This window comes from Polaribacter aquimarinus (assembly GCF_003129485.1).
In the GTDB taxonomy this organism is placed as follows: Bacteria; Bacteroidota; Bacteroidia; order Flavobacteriales; family Flavobacteriaceae; genus Polaribacter; species Polaribacter aquimarinus.
The window spans coordinates 73137-93470 of sequence record NZ_QFFG01000001.1 but is presented as its reverse complement, the minus strand read 5'-3'; the positions used below and the strand labels follow the sequence as shown (position 1 = coordinate 93470).

General features: G+C 31.2%; 12 protein-coding genes. 1 reads left to right on the top strand and 11 read right to left on the bottom strand.

The genetic code is table 11. The features are described from left to right. Nucleotide 1: 1 nt before the first annotated feature. The 5 genes from DIS07_RS00410 to DIS07_RS00390 all read right to left on the bottom strand — a co-directional run bounded on the left by DIS07_RS00410 (nt 2) and on the right by DIS07_RS00390 (nt 4550). Nucleotides 2-595, bottom strand: a complete 594-nt coding sequence (locus DIS07_RS00410) for a DUF5683 domain-containing protein (RefSeq protein ID WP_109403244.1) — start codon at nt 593-595, stop codon at nt 2-4. After that, nucleotides 596-1480, bottom strand: a complete 885-nt coding sequence (locus DIS07_RS00405; RefSeq protein WP_109403243.1) for a ParB/RepB/Spo0J family partition protein — start codon at nt 1478-1480, stop codon at nt 596-598. 1 nt (nt 1481) lies between these two features. Beyond that, nucleotides 1482-2246 (bottom strand): ParA family protein, encoded by a 765-nt coding sequence (locus tag DIS07_RS00400; protein WP_109403242.1) that lies wholly within the window; start codon nt 2244-2246, stop codon nt 1482-1484. 193 nt (nt 2247-2439) lie between these two features. Further along, nucleotides 2440-3894, bottom strand: a complete 1455-nt coding sequence (locus DIS07_RS00395; protein WP_109403241.1) for an aminoacyl-histidine dipeptidase — start codon at nt 3892-3894, stop codon at nt 2440-2442. Between the two features lie 23 nt (nt 3895-3917). After that, the gene (locus DIS07_RS00390; RefSeq protein WP_109403240.1) at nt 3918-4550 is read right to left on the bottom strand and encodes an NAD(P)H-dependent oxidoreductase; all 633 of its coding nucleotides are present in this window, start codon (nt 4548-4550) and stop codon (nt 3918-3920) included. A gap of 112 nt (nt 4551-4662) precedes the next feature. Here DIS07_RS00390 and DIS07_RS00385 point away from each other — a divergent pair, with 112 nt between their 5' ends. Then, a complete protein-coding gene (locus tag DIS07_RS00385) occupies nt 4663-5934 on the top strand; it encodes a DUF2851 family protein (RefSeq protein ID WP_109403239.1) in 1272 nt (423 codons plus the stop codon). A 45-nt stretch (nt 5935-5979) separates the two neighbouring features. Here DIS07_RS00385 and DIS07_RS00380 read toward each other — a convergent pair whose 3' ends face one another. The 6 genes from DIS07_RS00380 to DIS07_RS00355 form a co-directional block, all read right to left on the bottom strand. Then, the gene (locus DIS07_RS00380) at nt 5980-8415 is read right to left on the bottom strand and encodes a zinc-dependent metalloprotease (RefSeq protein ID WP_109403238.1); all 2436 of its coding nucleotides are present in this window, start codon (nt 8413-8415) and stop codon (nt 5980-5982) included. Nucleotides 8416-8556: 141 nt separating this feature from the next. After that, nucleotides 8557-9273 (bottom strand): YebC/PmpR family DNA-binding transcriptional regulator, encoded by a 717-nt coding sequence (locus DIS07_RS00375; protein ID WP_109403237.1) that lies wholly within the window; start codon nt 9271-9273, stop codon nt 8557-8559. A 91-nt stretch (nt 9274-9364) separates the two neighbouring features. Continuing rightward, on the bottom strand, nt 9365-10549 hold the full coding sequence (locus DIS07_RS00370) for an acetate/propionate family kinase (protein WP_109403236.1): 1185 nt from the start codon (nt 10547-10549) through the stop codon (nt 9365-9367). Nucleotides 10550-10551: 2 nt separating this feature from the next. Then, the gene (gene pta / locus DIS07_RS00365; protein WP_109403235.1) at nt 10552-12645 is read right to left on the bottom strand and encodes a phosphate acetyltransferase; all 2094 of its coding nucleotides are present in this window, start codon (nt 12643-12645) and stop codon (nt 10552-10554) included. A gap of 92 nt (nt 12646-12737) precedes the next feature. After that, on the bottom strand, nt 12738-14381 hold the full coding sequence (locus DIS07_RS00360; protein WP_109403234.1) for an acyl-CoA carboxylase subunit beta: 1644 nt from the start codon (nt 14379-14381) through the stop codon (nt 12738-12740). A 111-nt stretch (nt 14382-14492) separates the two neighbouring features. After that, nucleotides 14493-20204 carry a T9SS type B sorting domain-containing protein gene (locus DIS07_RS00355; RefSeq protein ID WP_109403233.1) on the bottom strand — a complete coding sequence of 1904 codons (5712 nt, stop codon included), beginning with the start codon at nt 20202-20204 and terminating at the stop codon, nt 14493-14495. Between the last annotated feature and the right edge of the window lie 130 nt (nt 20205-20334).

Here is a 20334-nt window from a genome sequence, read left to right as displayed (position 1 = left end):
TTTAAAAAGTGTATTTTATTGTTAGACCAACTTTAGGAGCATCAAATTGAATTGGATCTTGAACTAAAGTAGGCTTAAATGTTAAATTATCGTCAGTATTAAATTGGAGTAAATGTGCATTAACACTTGCTTCAACTATTTGCAAAACATATAAAATAGTTGCAGATAATAAAGACATATCTCTATTTTCTTTTAATTGCTCCTGAGCCCTTTCTAATGTGGCTAAAGAGGCAATCTCAGTTCCGTTGTCAAGAGTAAATTCATCTTGCAAACCTTGTTTTCTTAGTTTATATGCTCTTCTGTATCGCTTGTATTCACTGTTGCTATCTAAATAGTAATAAATACTTGTACCTATTGCACCCCAAACAATCGGTGCTTTCCAGTATTTTCTATTATAAATTTGCCCCATTCCAGGAAAAATAGCAGAGTAAAATGCAGCTTTAGATGGAGCTAAAGGGTTGTATACTCCTTTTTTATTTTTCGTAAATCTACCTTTCACCTTTACATCTTTTACCGCAGTAGAATCTTTTTGAGAAAAAAGGATTGCAGATGAAAAAGCAAAAATAAAAACAAGTATAATTTTTTTGAAAAGCACTTATTTTAATAAGTTTTTTATTCTATTAAAATCTTCTTCAGAATGAAAAGGAATCGAGATTTTCCCTTTACCATTATTACTTACAGTAACGTCTATTTTATGGCCAAAGTATTCACTAAAACTTTGAATACTATTTTTGATATAACTCGGAATTGGTTTCTTTTTGGTTTTGGGTGCTTTACCAGTTTTCAAGATTTTTACCAAATCTTCAGTTTGTCTAACCGATAATTTTTCTCGTAAAATCTTCTCGTAAATTGCTAATTGATCTTCTGTATTTTCTACATTTATCATAGCCCGACCATGTCCCATAGAAATAAATCCATCACGCATACCTGTTTGTAAAATTGGATCGAGCTTTAGTAATCGTAAATAGTTAGTTACAGTAGAACGTTTTTTACCCACTCTTGTACTCAATTCTTCTTGAGTTAATTGAATTTCTTCAATTAAACGTTGATAAGACAAAGCAACTTCGATAGGGTCTAAATTTTTACGCTGAATATTTTCAACCAATGCCATTTCTAGCATTTCTTGGTCGTTTGCAATTCTAATATATGCAGGTATGGTTGTGTTGCCAATTAATTTTGATGCTCTAAAACGGCGTTCACCAGAAACCAATTGAAATTTATTTCCTTCTAATTTACGAACAGTAATAGGTTGAATTACCCCCAATTCTTTAATAGAACTTGCTAATTCTCTTAATGCTTCCTCATCAAAATAAGTTCTTGGTTGATAGGGGTTTACATCAATACTGTTAAGGTTTATTTCTATTATACTACCAACAACTTTGTCTGCATTTTTATCTGATACAGAATTGATGTTGGAAGATTCTTGTAACAAAGCAGATAATCCTCTTCCTAAAGCCTGTTTCTTAGTAGCTTTTGCCATTTTACGAATTCTTTTTTAATAATTCTTGCGCCAAATTTAAGTAATTTACAGCACCTTTCGAGGTTGCATCGTAAGCAATTATACTTTCACCATAACTTGGAGCTTCTCCTAAACGAGTATTTCTTCGAATAATTGTATCAAAAACCATTGTAGAAAAGTGCTTTCTAACTTCGTCAACTACTTGATTAGAAAGGCGTAATCTAGAATCGAACATGGTTAAGAGTAATCCTTCTATGTCTAATTCTGAGTTGTGAATATTTTGAACACTTTTAATTGTATTTAGCAATTTACCTAAACCTTCTAATGCAAAATATTCACATTGTATCGGAATTATTACTGAATCTGCAGCTACTAAAGAATTTAAAGTGATTAAACCTAACGAAGGCGCGCAATCTATTAAAATATAATCGTAATTGTTTTTTACATCAACTAACGATTTTTGTAGCATATATTCTCTGTTTTGTTTGTCAACCAATTCAATTTCAATGGCCACTAAATCTATATGAGCAGGAATAATATCTACATTTGGAGAATCTGTTTTAACAATCGCATCCTTAGCTGAAACCGTGTGTTCTAAAACTTGGTACGTACCATATTCAACAGCTTCAACATCTATTCCTAATCCAGAAGATGCATTTGCTTGAGGATCAGCATCAATAAGTAATACTTTTTTCTCTAAAACACCCAAAGAAGCTGCTAAATTTACACTTGTAGTTGTTTTACCAACACCACCTTTTTGATTCGCTATTGCAATTATTTTCCCCATTATAAGTGACTATCATTATAATTAGTAAAATTACATTTTTTTCTGTTTTTAGAAAGTGAAAGATGTTAACAATAGGGATGTGAGTTAACTTGTTGTTTTAAAGTTGGTTGCGTTTATTTTGTTAAACCTTTTAAACAAATTTGAATACAAAGAATCGAAGGTTGTATCATGGTTTTAGACAATTGCTAATTTCTTACTTTTTTGGAATATTTTTTAAAATCTCAACTAAAAACTTCCAAAATTTTTGGGTAGATGATATTTGAGCTCTTTCATCAGGAGAATGTGCTCCTTTTATATTTGGGCCAAAAGAAACCATATCCATTTTAGGGTAGTTTTGCCCTAAAATTCCACATTCTAGACCTGCGTGACAAGCAGCAACATTAGCCTTTTCTCCATGAAGTTTTTCATATAAATTGGCAACAATGTCTAAGATTTCTGATTTTACGTTTGGTTGCCAACCTGGATATTCACCAGAAAATTCAACATCAAAACCTGCTAATTCAAATGCTGATTTTAAAGAATTGGCTAAATCTAGTTTATTACTTTTCGAAGATGAGCGTGTTAAACATCCAATTTTAATTACGCCATCTTTTACAATTACTCTTGCGATGTTGTTCGAAGTTTCCACTAGACCGTCAATATCAGGACTCATTCTGTAAACTCCGTTTAAAGCAGCGTAAATGGATTTGATTAAACTCTTACTAGTTGATAGATTAAGTGATTTTTTGGGAACTTGAGTAGAGGAAAATATAATTTCTAAATTAGGTTCAAGAGTTATAAATTCTGCCTTAATTTTTTCGATTTCTGATAAAAAAGAAAACTCAACAAAGCGATCATTTTTTTTATCTGTTGTTATTATTGAAGTACTTTCTCTAGGAATAGCATTTCTTAAACTACCACCATCAATTTCACAAATTTGAATTGCATTTATGGCTGAGAAATGAATTCGATTCATAAGTTTATTTGCATTTCCTAATCCTTTGATAATATCCATTCCAGAATGTCCTCCATTAAGTCCTTTTACTTGTATTTTATAAGCTATCGAATTTTCAGAAACATTTTCTTCTATATATTTTCTAGTAGCAGTAACATCAATACCACCCGCACATCCCATTCCAATTTCATCATCTTCCTCAGTGTCTAAATTTAAAAGAATATCACCTTTTAAAATTCCGCCTTCTAAACCCATTGCTCCCGTCATTCCTGTTTCTTCATCAATTGTAAAAAGGGCTTCTATATTTGGGTGTTGTATATCATCAGAAGATAAAATAGCCATAATAGCTGCAACGCCTAAACCGTTGTCTGCACCTAGAGTTGTTCCATCTGCTTTAACCCAATCTCTATCAACTAACATTTTAATACCTTCTTTGTCAAAGTCAAAAACAGTATCATTATTCTTTTGATGAACCATATCTAAATGACTCTGTAAAACCAAAGTTTTTCTGTTTTCAAAACCATTTGTTGCTGGTTTTTTAATGATGACATTACCAACTTTATCAACTAAAGTATCTAAGTTTAGTTTTTTTCCAAAATCGACCATAAACTGAATTACTCTTTCTTCTTTTTTAGAAGGACGAGGAACTGCATTTAAATCAGCAAAGTGATTCCATACTATTTTGGGTTCCAAATTTCTTACTGCTTCACTCATTTTATAAAATTTAAGAAATAAATTTAATTGATTTCTATGACACTTTGGTTCGTTTCTTTTCTAACTTTAGGCAAGTCTTTCATATAATCATCATTTGCTCTAAAGCCAACAGGTAATGCTAAAATCGATTTTAGGTTTTGTGCTTTTAAGTTTAAAACTTTATCATATTCTTCAGGAATAAAACCTTCCATTGGACAAGCATCAATTTTCTCGGTAGCGCAAACTGTCATTAAGTTTCCTAGAGCAATGTATGCTTGGTTTTTATTCCATAAAAATAATTCTTCCTGTGTTTTTTTCTCAATTTCTGCGGTTAGAAACTCTTTAAAAGGTTGAATTACAGAATCTGGAGTATTTCTTATTTTTTGAACCAAGTTGAAATAGTTTTTTACTTCATGAGTGGTGTAATTGTCTTTTGTGCAAATTACTAAAAGGTGAGAAGCTTCTAATACTTGAGGTTGGTTCCAAGAATGTGCAACCAATTCTTTTTGTATCTCTTTGTTTTTAATAACAACCAACTTTAAGGGTTGTAATCCGTAAGAAGTTGCGGTTAGATTAAACGCCTCTTTTAATGTATCTATTTGTGATTGAGAAAGTTGTTTTTCGGTATCAAATTTTTTAACAGCATAACGCCATTTTAAACTATCTATAATATTCATCTTTATCTTTTAAAGCGCAAAAATAGGGCATTCTTTAGAATGAATTCTGTTAAGGCAATTATAAAAATTGATACTTCTATAAATGTTTTTGTATCTTGAAAACAAAAAAGCTATGAATGAAGATTTTCTCCATTATGTATGGAAATATCAGTTGTTTTCTATAGAAAATTTAAAAACTTCTATAAAAGAACCTATTGTTGTTTCTAAAGTAGGTTTACACAATAATAATGCTGGACCAGATTTTTTAAATGCTCAAATTCATATCAATAATCAGCATTGGATTGGTAATGTTGAGATTCATTTAAAATCATCAGATTGGTATTTGCATAATCACGAAATGGATGCTAATTATGATGCTGTAATTTTACATGTAGTTTGGGAAGAAGATGCAACTGTTTTTATGAAAGACAATACACCTTTGCCAACGTTAATTTTAAAAGATTATGTGCTGAATTCTGCACTCAAAAATTATCAAAATTTGTTTTCTTCCGAACAACGTTGGATTCCTTGTGAAAAAGAAATTAATACTATAGACGGATTTATTTTAGAGAATTGGAAAGAGAGATTATTTTTTGAGCGATTAGAACGAAAATCGACAGCAATGAAATTGCTTTTAGAAACAAATAAAAATGATTTTGAAGCAGTTTTATTTCAATTATTAGCAAAGAATTTTGGTCTAAAAGTAAATGGAGATGCTTTTTTACAATTGTCAAGTTCTTTTGATTTTTCAATTTTAAGGAAAGTTAGATTTGATGAAAATAAATTGGCTGCTTTGTTATTTGGTCAAGCAGGGTTTTTAGAAGAAAGCATCGAAGAGGTCTATCATCAAAAACTAAAAGCAGAATACCAATATTTGAAGCATAAATATCAAATAGAACCTATTGCAAAAAATGTATTTTCTTTTTTTAGAATGAGACCTAATAATTTTCCAACAATTCGGATTGCACAATTGAGTTCTTTGTATCATTTACATCAAAATTTATTTTCTAAAATTATAGAAATTAAAGATTTACAAGGTTTTTATAATCTGTTTTCGATTCAAGTGAATTTGTTCTGGAAAACACATTACAATTTTGAAAAAGAATCCAAATTATCACCTAAAAAATTGACTAAATCCTTTGTCGATTTATTAATTATCAATACAATTCTGCCCCTGAAATTTTTATACCAAAAGAATAGAGGAGGGGTTCAAGAAAGCGATTTTTTAGACTTACTTAAAAATATAAAATCAGAGAAAAATAGTATCATTACTCGATTTGATACAATTGGAGTAAAATCTAAAAATAGTTATGAAACTCAATCCTTTTTAGAGCTTAAAAACAACTATTGCGCAAAGAAACGTTGTTTGCAGTGCGCAATAGGTAAATCTATTTTAGGGAGATAAAACTTTTTAATCAGCTTAAAATTATTGTTGAGAGTTGTTTTTAAGTTATTTTTTGTTTTCCAAAAAATTATCGATTCTAGAGACAATATCTTTATAATGATATTTAGTAATTGTATCCACACCTCTTTTACTTGCGTTATTAACTAAATATCTTAAAGTTGATAATTCTCCTTTTACGATAGAAATTATATCAGAATTTTTTGCTGATTTGTCTTCCAATAATGAACCAATTCTATCAATAAAAGCTTTTTGTAGATTCCTTCTATTTACATCTAGATTTTTTGTAATGTTAACCTCACTAAAGATGCCTCTACGTAAATCACGCATCATTTCAAAAGCGGTGTATGATTTTTCATTTAAGGTTTCTGTATCAATCATTCTTTTGATTTTATTAGTGTTAATTAATTGAGATAAGAACCTGTTTTGATAACGTAACATAAAATCAGCATAACCTGCCTCATCAATTTTATTTAAAATATTCTTATCTAATAACCAATTTTGAGTTTCAAAAGCATTTTTATGTAACCAAGCTATTGATTCTTTTTGTTTGTTTTTTGACATTGGTATATATACTGCGCCAGTTTGACTTGGTTTTTTGTTGTATTCGAAAACACCACCAACATTACTAACTACATGACCAACATATCTACTCCAGACACTCATCATTTCGCCATACAATTCGCTTAAATCTTCATAGTTATTGGTTTGGTTTGAAGTCCAATTAGGCAGGTTTTTCGCGACAATTTTTAAATTTTTAAGTCCGTAAGAACTGGCTTTTACGTGGTCGTTACCAATATCTTCGGTTTGCGACTCAGGATCAAATCCGCCTCTTCTTTGAAAACCAAATTTATAGATGGGGTTACCTGCTTTGTCTTCAATCCACTTGTTTAATGTTTTTACCTCACCTTCAGGTGTATTTGAATTTGGAATTACACGATATCCCCAATTAATAGCATAATGGTCGTAAGGACCTAATTGACGTACAAAGCGAATGTTTTTATCACCTGGTTGGGCTACATAATTGTAACGGGCATAATCCATAATGGTGGCAGCAATTCCATATTTCTGAGTAAAACTTCCAGAACGAAGAGAGTCTACAGGATACGCATAACTTGCAGCCATATTATGAGGTAAGCCTAATGCATGACCAATTTCGTGAGAAATAACCATTCGCATCATTTCTCCAATTTCTTCAGCTGGAGTATCTAATGTTCTAGCTGATGGATTTGCAGCTCCAGTTTCTAATAAATACCGATTTCTATAAGAGCGCAAATGGTTGTGATACCAAATAATATCGCTTTCAATAATTTCTCCCGAACGAGGGTCAGAAACACTGGGCCCCATTGCATTTCTAGTGGTGCTAGCAACATACCTAATGGAAGAATAACGAATATCCTCCATACTAAACTCAGGATCTTCTTCTTTAGTGGGTGGCATTTTTGCCATAATAGCATTTTTAAAACCTGCAGTTTCAAACACTTTAGCCCAATCATCTACTCCTTGTTTTATAAATTTTCTTAACTTCTTTGGAGTTGCTGGATCTAAATAATATACAATTGGCTTTTTGGGCTCAACTAATTCGCCTCTTTTATAAGCTTCCATATTTTTAGGTTCTAATCTCCAACGTCTAATATATCTTTTATCATCTGCTTTTAAAGCTTCTGAACTATAATCTACATTACCAACTGAAAAATAGCCAACTCTTTTATCGTAAATTCTCGGCATCATTGGTTGTTCTGGTAATAAAATCATAGACTGATTGATACGCATTGTAATTGTATTTGTACTTTGATTGCTCGGAGGAGCGTCAGCATCAAACGTAAAATCTTGTACAACTTCGATGTTTTTTGGGTAACTTTTTATAGTATTAATAAAACTTCTCGAAGCATCTAACCTTCTAACTTTATAATTTCTTCTGAAGTAAGAAGGTAAACCAGAAATTGCTTTAACATCCGAAGAAAAGAATTTAGTAACATCAACTAAAACAGCTGTAGAATCTGTATTTTGAGTTTTAACATCAAAAGAATAAATAATCGGCTCTAAATTATTAGATTTTACAGATTTAAAAATTGGTAAAGAATCATTTGCAACTGCATTATAAGACTTTACTTTCAGTAAAATTTTATTTTTAAAATGTTCCCAAACAACAACTTGAGTATTAATTTTAGAACCAGCATTGACATAACCTCCACCTAAACCAGATGGAATATCTTTAAGTCTTGTAACCAACAACATTTCTTTACCCAAATACGATTTAGGAATTTCATAGATGTATTTGTCTTTTAAATAGTGTACTTTAAATAAACCTTCATCGGTTTTAGTATTTTTAGTAACAAAATCGGAATACTTTGGGGCTTTACTTTTTTTTGATTTTGGTGTAGTTTTTTCAGTTTGTTTAGCTTTTGATTTTCTTCTTTGGGCTTCTAAAGTAGTAGAAAAAGTTACTGATAATAGTAATGAAAAGAGTAATAGTTTTTTCATAATAATAAGACGTTGATTAGTTTGCCTCTAAATTATTGAAAGTGTTTTTATTACTTCTTATTGTTTTGTTAAAAGGTTGTTAATAGAAAAGCCTAAGAATTTATTTCTTAGGCTTTTTATAATTTATTAAAAAAAGTTGATTTACATTTCCATCGAATGATAAACGTTTTGAACATCATCATCTTCTTCTAAACGCTCTAGTAGTTTTTCAACATCAGCTTGTTGTTCTTCACTTAATTTTGTGGTGGTCGTTGGAATTCTCTCAAAACCAGAAGATAAAATTTCTACGTTATTTTCTTCAAAGAAAGATTGAATAGCTCCAAATTGCTCAAAAGGAGCATAAATGATAACACCTTCTTCATCGTCAAAAACTTCTTCTACTTCGAAATCTATTAATTCTAATTCTAACTCTTCCATATCCATAGTAATATCTTCCTTTTTAACAGTGAAATTACACGTATGGTCAAACATAAAAACAACAGAACCAGAGGTTCCTAAATTTCCATCACATTTATTAAAAGCTGCTCTAACATTGGCTACAGTTCTGTTATTATTATCGGTAGCAGTTTCTAGAAGTACAGCAATTCCATGAGGCGCATAACCTTCAAAAAGTACTTCTTTATAATTGGCAGTATCTTTGTCGGTTGCTTTTTTTATGGCACGTTCTACATTGTCCTTGGGCATGTTTGCAGCTTTTGCATTTTGCATAACTGCTCTTAATCTTGAGTTAGAATCTGGATTTGGACCACCTTCTTTTACAGCCATCACAATATCTTTACCAATTCTGGTAAATGTTTTTGCCATTGCCGACCAACGTTTCATTTTTCTTGCTTTCCTGAACTCAAATGCTCTACCCATTTCTGAAAATTGTTTTAGTAAGTTTATATCATCGCAAATGTAAAAATTAGCAAGTTGTTTTGCAATTATAAACCTGATTAAGTCGTAAGACTTATTTTAAAACTTGATAAGACTGTTTTGCTATCTCAATTTCTTCATTGGTTGGAATTACTAAAATTTTAACTTTAGCATTTTCTTTTTGAATTTCACGAATCTCTTTAGATCGGATTTTGTTCTTTTTTGCATCTAAATCAATCCCTAAAAAATCTAAATTATCACAAGTTAATTTTCGCATTAAATCTGAGTTCTCTCCAATTCCTGCAGTAAAAACAATGGCGTCTATACCATTTAAAGCAGCAACAAAAGACCCAATGAATTTTTGAATTCGATACGCAGCTAGTTGAAGCGCATTTTTACAATTTTCATCTCCATTAGCTGCTTTTTCAGAAATCTCTCTTAAATCAGAATGCCCAGTTAAACCTAACATTCCTGATTCTTTTTGTAATAGTTTATTGATTTCTTCTACGTTTTTATCGAACTTTTTCATTAAAAAGAAAATCACTGATGGGTCTATATCTCCAGAACGAGTTCCCATAATCAATCCATTCATTGGTCCAAAACCCATTGAAGTATCAATTGTTTTTCCGTCTTTAATAGCAGCCATACTGCATCCGTTACCAAGATGAATGGTAATAATTTTTGAAGTCTTTTTGTTTAAAAATTCTGTAGCTTTTTCTGAAACATATTTATGACTTGTACCATGAAAACCATAAGCTCTTATATGATGTTGGTGTAAATACATATTAGGTATTGCAAATTGATATGCTTTTTTAGGCATAGTTTGATGAAAAGCAGTATCAAATATGGCGATTTGTTTTGCAGATGTAAAAATAGTTTCTGCAATTTCTATTCCAGTTAAATTTGCAGGATTATGTAACGGTGCTAAATCGAACAACTCTCGAATATTATCTTTAACTTCTCGGTTTACAATTACAGTTTTGCTAAATTTATTTCCACCATGAACAACTCTATGTCCTACAGCTTCGATTTCATCAACAGAATTAATAACACCAATTTTATCATCCATTAAGGTTTTAGCAATTTTTTTTAAACCTATTTCATGATTTAAAATTGGTAAAACTTCAGAATATTCTTGACTCCCTTTTTCATGTGTAAAAATGGCATCATTCATACCAATTCTTTCTACAATTCCTATACATTTTACTCTTTCTGAAGGCATCTCGATTAATTGATATTTTAAAGAAGAAGAACCTGCATTTAAAACTAAAATATTCATAATTATTTTTGATTTGCTTGTATAGCAGTTAATAAAACGGTGTTAAAAATATCATCTACAGTACAACCTCTACTTAGGTCATTTACTGGTTTATTTAAACCTTGCAACATTGGTCCAATAGCAAGTGCACCAGTTTCTCTTTGAATCGCTTTATAGGTGTTATTTCCAGTATTTAAATCTGGGAAAATTAAAACTGAGGCTTGTCCTGCAACTTCAGAATCTGGCATTTTTGTTTTTGCAACAGACATATCTACAGCTGCATCATATTGAATTGGACCTTCTATTTTTAAATCAGGGTTTTTAGCTTTTACAATTTCTGTAGCTTTTCTTACTTTTTCCACTTCTTCTCCTTTACCAGAACTTCCTGAAGAATAAGAAAGCATTGCTACTTTAGGCTCAATACCAAAAGAAGCTGCTGAAGCAGCAGAAGATAAAGCAATTTCTGCTAATTGTTCTGCATTAGGATTAGGGTTTACAGCGCAATCTCCCATCACGGAAACTCTGTCTGATAAACACATGAAAAATACAGATGAAACTACCGATACTCCTGGTTTTGTTTTTATAATTTGTAATGATGGCTTTATGGTGTGCATGGTGGTATGTACTGCACCAGAAACCATACCATCTGCTAACCCGTTTAAAATCATTAAAGTACCATAGTAAGAAACATCTCTAGCCAAATCGTTAGCAGTGGCTTCTGTCATACCTTTATGTTTACGGGCTTCGTATAAAGTTTTACCAAAAGTTTCATTATGAATAGAATCTTCAGGGTTTAAAATATTTATCTTTTCTAAATCTATTTGTAAACCAAGTTGGTCTGCTTTATGTTGAATTTGTTTTTTATCACCTAAAAGAGTTAAATCAACAATGTTTAAAAGTTGTAAACGTGCTGCAGCTTTTATAATTCTGTTATCATTACCTTCGGGTAAAACAATGTGTTTTCTATTGGCTTTTGCTCTTTGTAGTAAGCTGTATTGAAACATGCTTGGTGTTAAACGCTCAGAATGAAATGTAGATAATATATTTGTTAAACGCTCTACATTAACATAGTTATCAAATGTATCTAAAGCCAATAATATTTTACGATTATTAGTGGCATAGATTTTTGGTTTTACTGCTCCAATTTTATTTGATATACTAAAAGTTCCACCATCAACAGAAATAATAGGAATGGTAGATTGAACACCCTCTATTAATTTTAAAATGGAATCTTCTGGGACAATACTACCTGTTAAAATAATACCAGAAATTTTAGGGTAATTACTTGATGCGTTAGCTTGCAAAGCACCTAAAATAACATCTGCTCTATCTCCAGGAGTAACTACCAAAGCATTTTCGCGAATTCGGGTTAAATAGTTTCTCAATTGCATAGCACCAATACTATAGCTTCCGATAGCATTATCAATAAATTGTTCTCCAAATAGAATTTTACCATCTAATGCCTCTACGACTTCTTTGACAGTGGGGTATGCTAAAAAGTTTACTTTGGGTATAATATCTATAGAAACGGTTGAAGGAATAATTTTATTTAGCTCGTTTTTGATGAAACCAACTTCATCTACCTCTATTTTATTTGCTATTACCCCAACTACATCTACTTCTTTTTGAGTAAAAGAGTTGTAAGTTATTTGCATGGTATTGATAAAATCTTTTTTCTTTTTACCATTTCCAGCACCTACAATTAATACAGGAATTCCTAAGTTTTTAGCAATCATTAAATTTACATCAACTTCGGTAAAACCACCTTCTCCAGAAAAATCAGTTCCCTCAACTAAAACATAATCGAATTTTTCTTCTAATTCTTTATATTTTTTGATAACATTATGGATAATTTCATCTTCTTTCCCTTCGCTTAATAACTCTACAACTTCGTATTGATGATAAGCATAACACTCATCGTGATTTGTATCTAAGTTAAAAAAGTTAATAGCGGTGTTGGTGTGGTTGTCAAACACATCATTTTTACTCGTATTGATAATGGGTCTAAAATAACCAACTTTAGACGATCTTGTTAACATCATTCTTAATAAACCAAGAGAAACTAAAGATTTTCCACTATTAGATTCTATGGTTGTAACATAAATTGCTTTACTCATTTTGTTTTTATAATTATAGGACAAAAATAAATCATAAAAAAATGACTAAATGTGATATTAGTCATTTTAATCTAATTATTTGCGCTTAAGTATTATACTTGCAATATACCTAAATTAAATTTTTTCCTAATAGGTGCATGATTTGCAGCTTCAATACCCATAGAAATCCAGTTTCTCGTTTCTAATGGGTTGATTACCGCATCTGTCCATATTCTTGCAGCTGCGTAATAAGGGGAGATTTGTTTGTCATAGCGCGATTTTATTTTGTCAAATAATTCAGCTTCTTTTTCTGGAGTAATTTTTTCTCCTTGTTTTTTCAGTGAAGAGGTTTCTATTTGTAATAGAACTTTAGCTGCAGAATTTCCACTCATAACAGCTAATTCAGCACTTGGCCAAGAAACAATTAATCTTGGGTCGTAAGCTTTTCCGCACATTGCGTAATTACCAGCTCCGTAAGAGTTTCCTATGATAATTGTAAATTTAGGAACGACAGAATTACTAACAGCATTAACCATTTTTGCACCGTCTTTTATAATTCCGCCATGTTCAGATTTAGATCCGACCATAAAACCTGTAACATCTTGTAAGAATACTAAAGGTATTTTTTTTTGATTACAATTAGCAATAAAACGAGTTGCTTTGTCGGCAGAATCATTATATATTACTCCTCCAAATTGCATTTCTGTAGGTTTGGTTTTTGAGGCTGTAGTTTTTACTAACTTACGTTGATTAGCAACGATACCCACTGCCCAACCATCTATTCTTGCATAACCAGTAAGTATGGTTTGTCCGTAACCTTCTTTATATTGTTCAAATTCAGAATTATCTACTAAACGCTTGATAATTTCTAACATATCATATTGTTCGTTTCTTGCCTTTGGTAGAATCCCAAAAATATCTTCTTCATTTTCTTTAGGCGGAAAAGTTTCCGTTTTACTAAATCCAGCTTTATCGAAATCCCCAATTTTATCAACAATAAACTTTATTTTATCTAAAGCATCTTTATCATCTTTAGCTTTATAGTCAGTAACACCAGAAACTTCACAATGGGTTGTTGCACCCCCTAATGTTTCATTGTCAATATTCTCGCCAATTGCAGCTTTTACTAAGTAACTCCCTGCCAAAAAAATACTTGCTGTTTTATCAACAATCATTGCTTCATCGCTCATAATAGGCAAATATGCACCACCTGCTACACAACTTCCCATTACTGCAGAAATTTGAGTAATTCCAATACTACTCATAATTGCATTATTTCTAAATATGCGTCCAAAATGCTCTTTATCTGGAAAAATTTCATCCTGCATAGGTAAGTACACACCAGCAGAATCTACTAAATAAATGATAGGAAGGTTATTTTCTATAGCTATTTCTTGAGCACGTAAATTCTTTTTTCCAGTAATAGGAAACCAAGCACCTGCTTTTACTGTTGCATCATTAGCAACTACAATACATTGTTTACCCTTTATGTAACCAATTTTTACAACTACACCACCAGAAGGACATCCACCATGTTCTAAATACATATCCTCACCTGCAAAAGCTCCAATTTCTAAAGATTTAGAATTGTGGTCAAGTAAATAATCAATTCTTTCTCTGGCAGTTAATTTACCTTTTTGATGAAGTTTATCAATTCTTTTTTGCCCACCACCTAATTTTACTTTCATTAATCTTTTGCGTAAATCTGATAACAAAAGTTTGTTGTAATCTTCGTTTTTATTGAAGTTAATATCCATAGAAATTGATTTCTTATTTTACGCTAAATTAAGAAATATTATTCTGAAAGAAATCATAAAAAAACAGCAGTTAATAGAAAATTATTACTGCTGTTTTTTATTTGATTTATATTACCTTCTCACTAATGAGAAGTTTCCTTTTTTAGAAATTGTTGGTTTACTGGTATCTGCAGGAATTAATTGTATGCTATACCAATAATCATCAGGTGGTAATGTCTTTCCTTGATAAGTACCATTCCAACCATGTCCGTCTATAGGAACTTTAGCTATTAATTTACCATATCTATTAAAAATATTAATGCTACTGTTTGGGTAAAAAGTTCTGTTAGCTCCTTTAACAACCCAAGAATCGTTTTTTCCATCTCCATTTGGTGTAAAGAATTTTGGGAATTGAATTACGGATATTTGTAACTCGGTCTCAGGAGAACATCCATTTTTATCATTAACAATAACTGTATAAATTCCTCCTTCTAAATTCTCGAAAAGTGGCTCATCTTGATAACCTATAATAGGTGTTCTTTCTCCATTATCATTATTTCTTAGTGCAAATTGATATTTTCCAGCTCCTAGATTATTTGTAATTGTATCTATTTGTACTGATATTTTATCCTCGTTACCTATATTATTCGATTCATCAATAATGGTGATAAAACTTGGTTCTAAAGTAGCAATATTTGATTCTTTAACTACAATAGTTCTTGTTCTCGAACAAGCAATACTTGTAGGAGATTGATCTGTTGCAGTAACGGTGTACTTTCCTCCAGATATTATATCTTGAGTTTGATTCATGCCTATGGTAGTTCCATTTTGATCTTTCCATTCGTAATTATAATTAGCTACAGGATTTTCTGCTTCTAAAGTTAGCGGTAAATCATTTAGACAAATGATTTGAGGAACATCTACATTTTCTTCTCCCATAACCATAAAACTTGGTAATGAATTTATGTTAATCTTAAAAGATAGTTTAGTATTTACACAAATTGTAGGCATATTTTTGATGTCTTCTACACGCACAAAAATAGTTTCATTATTGCTTTTGTTTTCATACATATTCTCATCGATAGCCAAGGTTTTATTTCCAGATTCAGCATCAGCTAATGAGGTATAGAAAGTTACTGAAAAATTGCTAAATTCAGTAGGTTGATAATTGGCTAGTATCTCTGGAATCTTATTTTTTAAAGAAATATCTCCGTTAATTCCATTAGAATCATCAGCATTAGAATCAGTAGTGTTGTCACAATCTGTATAATCTGATATATTTAAAGGAATATTAGGTTCTGGAATTACAAATATCGTTATAGTTGCTTGGTTAAAGACACAACCAGTATTTTTATTTACAATTCTTGCTAATAAAGTTTCTTCACTAATACCAGAACTTGCATTAACGGTAATTCTATTGGGATCTGATTCATAACTTGTTTTATCAATTCCTGTAGAATTTAAATCTTCTAAATCTGTTTGTGTTTTATGATAAGTAATAATAAAATTAGTAACATTTGCAGCTCCAACCAATTCATCGTCTTTAACACTAACATTAATATTTTGTGCTAAACCATTTCGTGTAGTTCCGTCTTTTGCACCAATATCGCATACTTGTAAAGGTTGAATTACATTAGATACTGTAGGTGCAGGGTTGATGATTACGTCGAAACTAGAATGTGGATTTGCACAACCAGTTGCTGTGTTTTGTACTCGAACATAAATTGTTTGAGTAACAATATCTCCAGGAGAAAACCCTGTAGGAACATCATTTTTAAATTTAGTTGGGTTACTAATGTAATCAGTACTATTTATATCACCAATAGAAGCAGCAGTTTCAGTTTTGTAATACGATACAGAATAGTTGTTTTGATTTTGCCCTGTTCCAGAAAATAAATCATTTTCTCTAACAGTCAAATCTATTTCTTGATTACTTCCGTTAGTTTGGTTTCCATCTATATTTCCGGTATCACACTCAGAAATTGGAGCTAAAGTAGTAGCGCTAATCGAAGGAACTTCGTTTATTTGCAACATGAACTGGCCTAAACCTTGACAGTTATTGTTAACTGTACTCACAATCTTATAATAAATAGGGAATTGAATTCCTCTATTAATATTAGTAACATCATTTTTTGTAATATCGTTTCTGAAATTTGTAATATCAATATTGTTTAAGGTGTTTGCTCTATCTTGAATATTTTCAAAGTATAAAATTTCAGTATTTGAGGGTGGAGCTATACCGTTTTCTATGGTCGTTTTATCTAACATAAAAGTGGTAATTTTATCTGTGTCACTATTTATTGTGCCATCAAAATCATCACAAACAGGAGGTTGTAAATTATTATATCCATTATCAGCAACTTGTCCAACATTAATATTTAATTCAACGATACTATCAAAACAACCTTTGTTAGAAATTACTCTCACAAAAACGATTTCTTGTGTATTTACTTGAACAGGGTACGATGTTGGGTTGGCTATTCTTGTTGTTGCATTTATATCTTCATAATACTCAAATTTAAGATTTGTAGTATTTGAAATACTAATTTCTGCATTGGTTAAATTAACCGTTGGATTTGTGTTACTAACACTAATACACTGATCTAAAGTTGCAGGATTACTTAGAATATTTGGTAAAGGATATACTGTAAGTGTTATTGGGTTTGATGTTTTAGAACAACTATTACCAGTTCTTGTTAACACCACCCGATATTGATAATTATTATTTGTTAAAGGAGTGTTGGTAATTTGTAACGAACTGGTTGAAGTTCCACTATAGACTCCATTATCAGTTAAAGGAGACCAGTTAGTTCCATTTGTAGATTCTTCCCACTGAAAACCATCAGCTGTAGACTGAATTGTTATTGTATCGGTGGTATTTTCACAGATAAAAGCATTTTCGAACTTTGTAACTACAACAGGAGCGTCTGAACTGTAATTTGAATTTGGTGTAGTGTATCCATCAGAATTATTGACAAGTCCATTAGCATTTATATCTAAAGGATTTGGAGCTATTAAACCAGCACCATTTCCTGTAAAACCAGCTTCAATAACGTCAAAACAATCATCTCCATCAGCATCTAAATCAACAAAGTCAAAAAGATTATCTCTATTTGCTACTACTTCTGCATTGGCATCTAAATTTCTAACAGCTGTTAATGTTAAACCAGAATCTGGAGCAGTTTCTAAAGAATTAAAATAACCATTAGTACCAACATTTGCGGCATTTGCATTGTCAATTATACCATCGTTGTTCGCATCAGTTGCGGTGAATCCAGATTCTGCTAAATCGTAAATTCCGTCGTTATCAGAATCTAAATCTAAATAGTTAGGTATCCCATCGTTATCAGAATCAGTATTAGAAGCAACGGTATCAAAAACATCATCTAAACCATCTAAATTAGTATCGTTATTTGTAAGTGAAGTTCCAGCAAGAGCAACAGATTCATAAAAATCAGGAATTCCATCATTGTCAGAATCAATGTCTAAAGAATTTTCGATTCCATCACCATCAGAATCTAATGCAAAACAAGTTATTTCGATGTTCCCATTATAGGTTGATGGTGAAGTGAGTCCTGTAGATTTATGCTCAAAAGTAATTTGATTAACTTGATTTGCTAAAAATTTGAAAGTACTATTACCAGCATTAATATCGGCTTTATATTTAAACCAAATTTCTGAACCTGAAAAATTTGTAACACCACTTACAAAATCTTGATCTAGATCAAAACTAGTATTTACCAATAATTGATCATCTGGATCTAATAAAGTAACGTTCTTGTTATTGGGGCCAATTTTGATAATAAAATATTCACTGTTATTAACGGTGTGATTTTCAGAATCATTTTGTTTAAAAATAAAATTTATATTTTGACTGAAACTTAAATCATATTTTGCATTTGAGTTTGTTGCAGAATTTACAGTAGAAGTAAAATTTCCATTGGCATCACCAATCAAAGAATTCGAAGCTTCTACAGATGTATAGCTACTAGTAGTTATAATATTGTTATTGTTTAATGGGTTTAATGCAGAAGCAGCGTTAACGTTAGTCAGATTAATGTTAATATTACCCTGAGACTCATCGCAATTTAAAATACCATCATTATCTAAATCAGCATCTAAATTATCGATGATTAAATCACCATCTATATCATCAGGACAAATGCTTACTGGTATTTCTGTTGATATAAAATCTTCACCAGGTTTACATACTACTTTCCCAACTAAACGATATCTTCCTGGTTCAGATTCTACTGGGATATATGTGTTTTGATTTGGAGTACCTCTTAGTTCCCAAGTAGCTGTGTTTTCATTATAATATTCCCACTTAAAACCATCATCGTATAATGAAGTATTAGCAGCTGATAGTGTTACATTTGGAATACAATTACCTAAAGAGTTAACAGTTGTATTAAAGTTAATTTCTGGAGCAGATAAGAAACCAGAATAAAAACTACCAGATGTGGCAGCTCCATTTCTATTAAAATAAGCACAATATAATTCTCCATCACTTGTAACGCTGATGTTACCTGTTAAACCAGTAACTTTGTAAGTAACATACTGAGGCTTATTGGATGGAATTCCGCTTACATTATTTGGACCAGTGGTAACAAAGCTAGAACTTGTAATATCTTGTCCGTTGATTTTTACACTTGAACCAGCATTTGTTACAACTGTTATTCCGCCATCAAAAACATCAGAACCAATATTTTGGATTTCAGAAATATTATCAACATCTCCTTTGCTATCACAACTTAAAGGAGGGACAAAAAAAAGTCCTTGATTTGCAGCATTTGTTCCAAAACCTACACCTTGATAGGCAAAAGCAGGTTTAGACGTTTTTACATACATATTACCAGAGGTATATGAATCACCTTCGATGACATGCCATTCTCCTTTGTTTAAAACTAGAGGTGTATTACTAACGTCAGTAACTGCTGTACCATTTACTTCTATAGTTGTGTTATTCTCATGCGCTACAATTAAAATATTTTCCCAATCATTTTGTCCATCACCTTTTACAAAAATATATTCGGTCCCAATTTTATCAGCACCTACAATTTGATCCATACCGTAATCTCTTGTATTGCTTCCGCCAAAAAAGCTACCTGTAGCAGATCCAGAGTTTACTACAATTTCTTTTGTTGATTTTACTAAAGTACCCAATAAATGGTTTGGGTTTCCACCTAAATCATTAGAAACCGCTACAATATAACTTTCTCCTTCATTTAAATTTACTGTAAAATTTGTGCCAGTTAAAGTGTAATTATCAATGGCAATTCCTGTGGTAAGATCATCAAAAGTAACATCTGTATTATCTTCAGTTGCCATTACAGAGATAAAATTTAAATGCCCACCTCTAGGGTTGTCATTGGCGTATGCTCCCATTCTAAATTCAGTACCTTTGGCAGAAATTCCTTTACTTACTAATGAAGCAGCTTGATTTTTATTACCGCTGTTTCCAGCAGGAACAGAAATCATTCTAACAGAAACATAAATAACATCATCAGCTTCAATAATATATCCTTTATCTCTAATAATGCTTGATGTTAGAAGTTGACTTTGATACAGTTGAATACCTATTGCATTTGATGAAGTTGAAAATGGATTAGCATTTGAAACTACTCCAGAAATAACTTGATTTGCAGGTTGTCCTATGGGTGTTATTTTAAAAGCTACGTTAGTTCTTTTCGGTGTTGAAATGTATATGTATTGGTTTTCTATTAGTTCATCACTTGTAATGGGAGGTAAGTAATGAGTTTTACTCAATTGAGCATTTACTTTAAAGAAAGAAGAAAAACTTAATAAAATAACTATTATAAAGTAAAACTTAGATTTAATCATAAATTTAAATACTATTTAGCTGCTAAAAATACCAAGAATTTAGTAGAATATTTAGATTCTAATAAATTATTAGACCATGTGTAACAAAAATAGTTTAAATGCTACATATATTTAAACGGGTTTTTGTTAT

What these genes read in the sequence shown, in the direction of transcription:
- DIS07_RS00380 (WP_109403238.1), bottom strand. Translation starts at nt 8,415, where the DNA reads ATGAAAAAACTATTACTCTTTTCATTACTATTATCAGTAACTTTTTCT.
- DIS07_RS00385 (WP_109403239.1), top strand. Translation starts at nt 4,663, where the DNA reads ATGAATGAAGATTTTCTCCATTATGTATGGAAATATCAGTTGTTTTCT.
- DIS07_RS00400 (WP_109403242.1), bottom strand. Translation starts at nt 2,246, where the DNA reads ATGGGGAAAATAATTGCAATAGCGAATCAAAAAGGTGGTGTTGGTAAA.
- DIS07_RS00395 (WP_109403241.1), bottom strand. Translation starts at nt 3,894, where the DNA reads ATGAGTGAAGCAGTAAGAAATTTGGAACCCAAAATAGTATGGAATCAC.
- DIS07_RS00355 (WP_109403233.1), bottom strand. Translation starts at nt 20,204, where the DNA reads ATGATTAAATCTAAGTTTTACTTTATAATAGTTATTTTATTAAGTTTT.
- DIS07_RS00375 (WP_109403237.1), bottom strand. Translation starts at nt 9,273, where the DNA reads ATGGGTAGAGCATTTGAGTTCAGGAAAGCAAGAAAAATGAAACGTTGG.
- DIS07_RS00405 (WP_109403243.1), bottom strand. Translation starts at nt 1,480, where the DNA reads ATGGCAAAAGCTACTAAGAAACAGGCTTTAGGAAGAGGATTATCTGCT.
- DIS07_RS00370 (WP_109403236.1), bottom strand. Translation starts at nt 10,549, where the DNA reads ATGAATATTTTAGTTTTAAATGCAGGTTCTTCTTCTTTAAAATATCAA.
- DIS07_RS00390 (WP_109403240.1), bottom strand. Translation starts at nt 4,550, where the DNA reads ATGAATATTATAGATAGTTTAAAATGGCGTTATGCTGTTAAAAAATTT.
- pta (WP_109403235.1), bottom strand. Translation starts at nt 12,645, where the DNA reads ATGAGTAAAGCAATTTATGTTACAACCATAGAATCTAATAGTGGAAAA.
- DIS07_RS00360 (WP_109403234.1), bottom strand. Translation starts at nt 14,381, where the DNA reads ATGGATATTAACTTCAATAAAAACGAAGATTACAACAAACTTTTGTTA.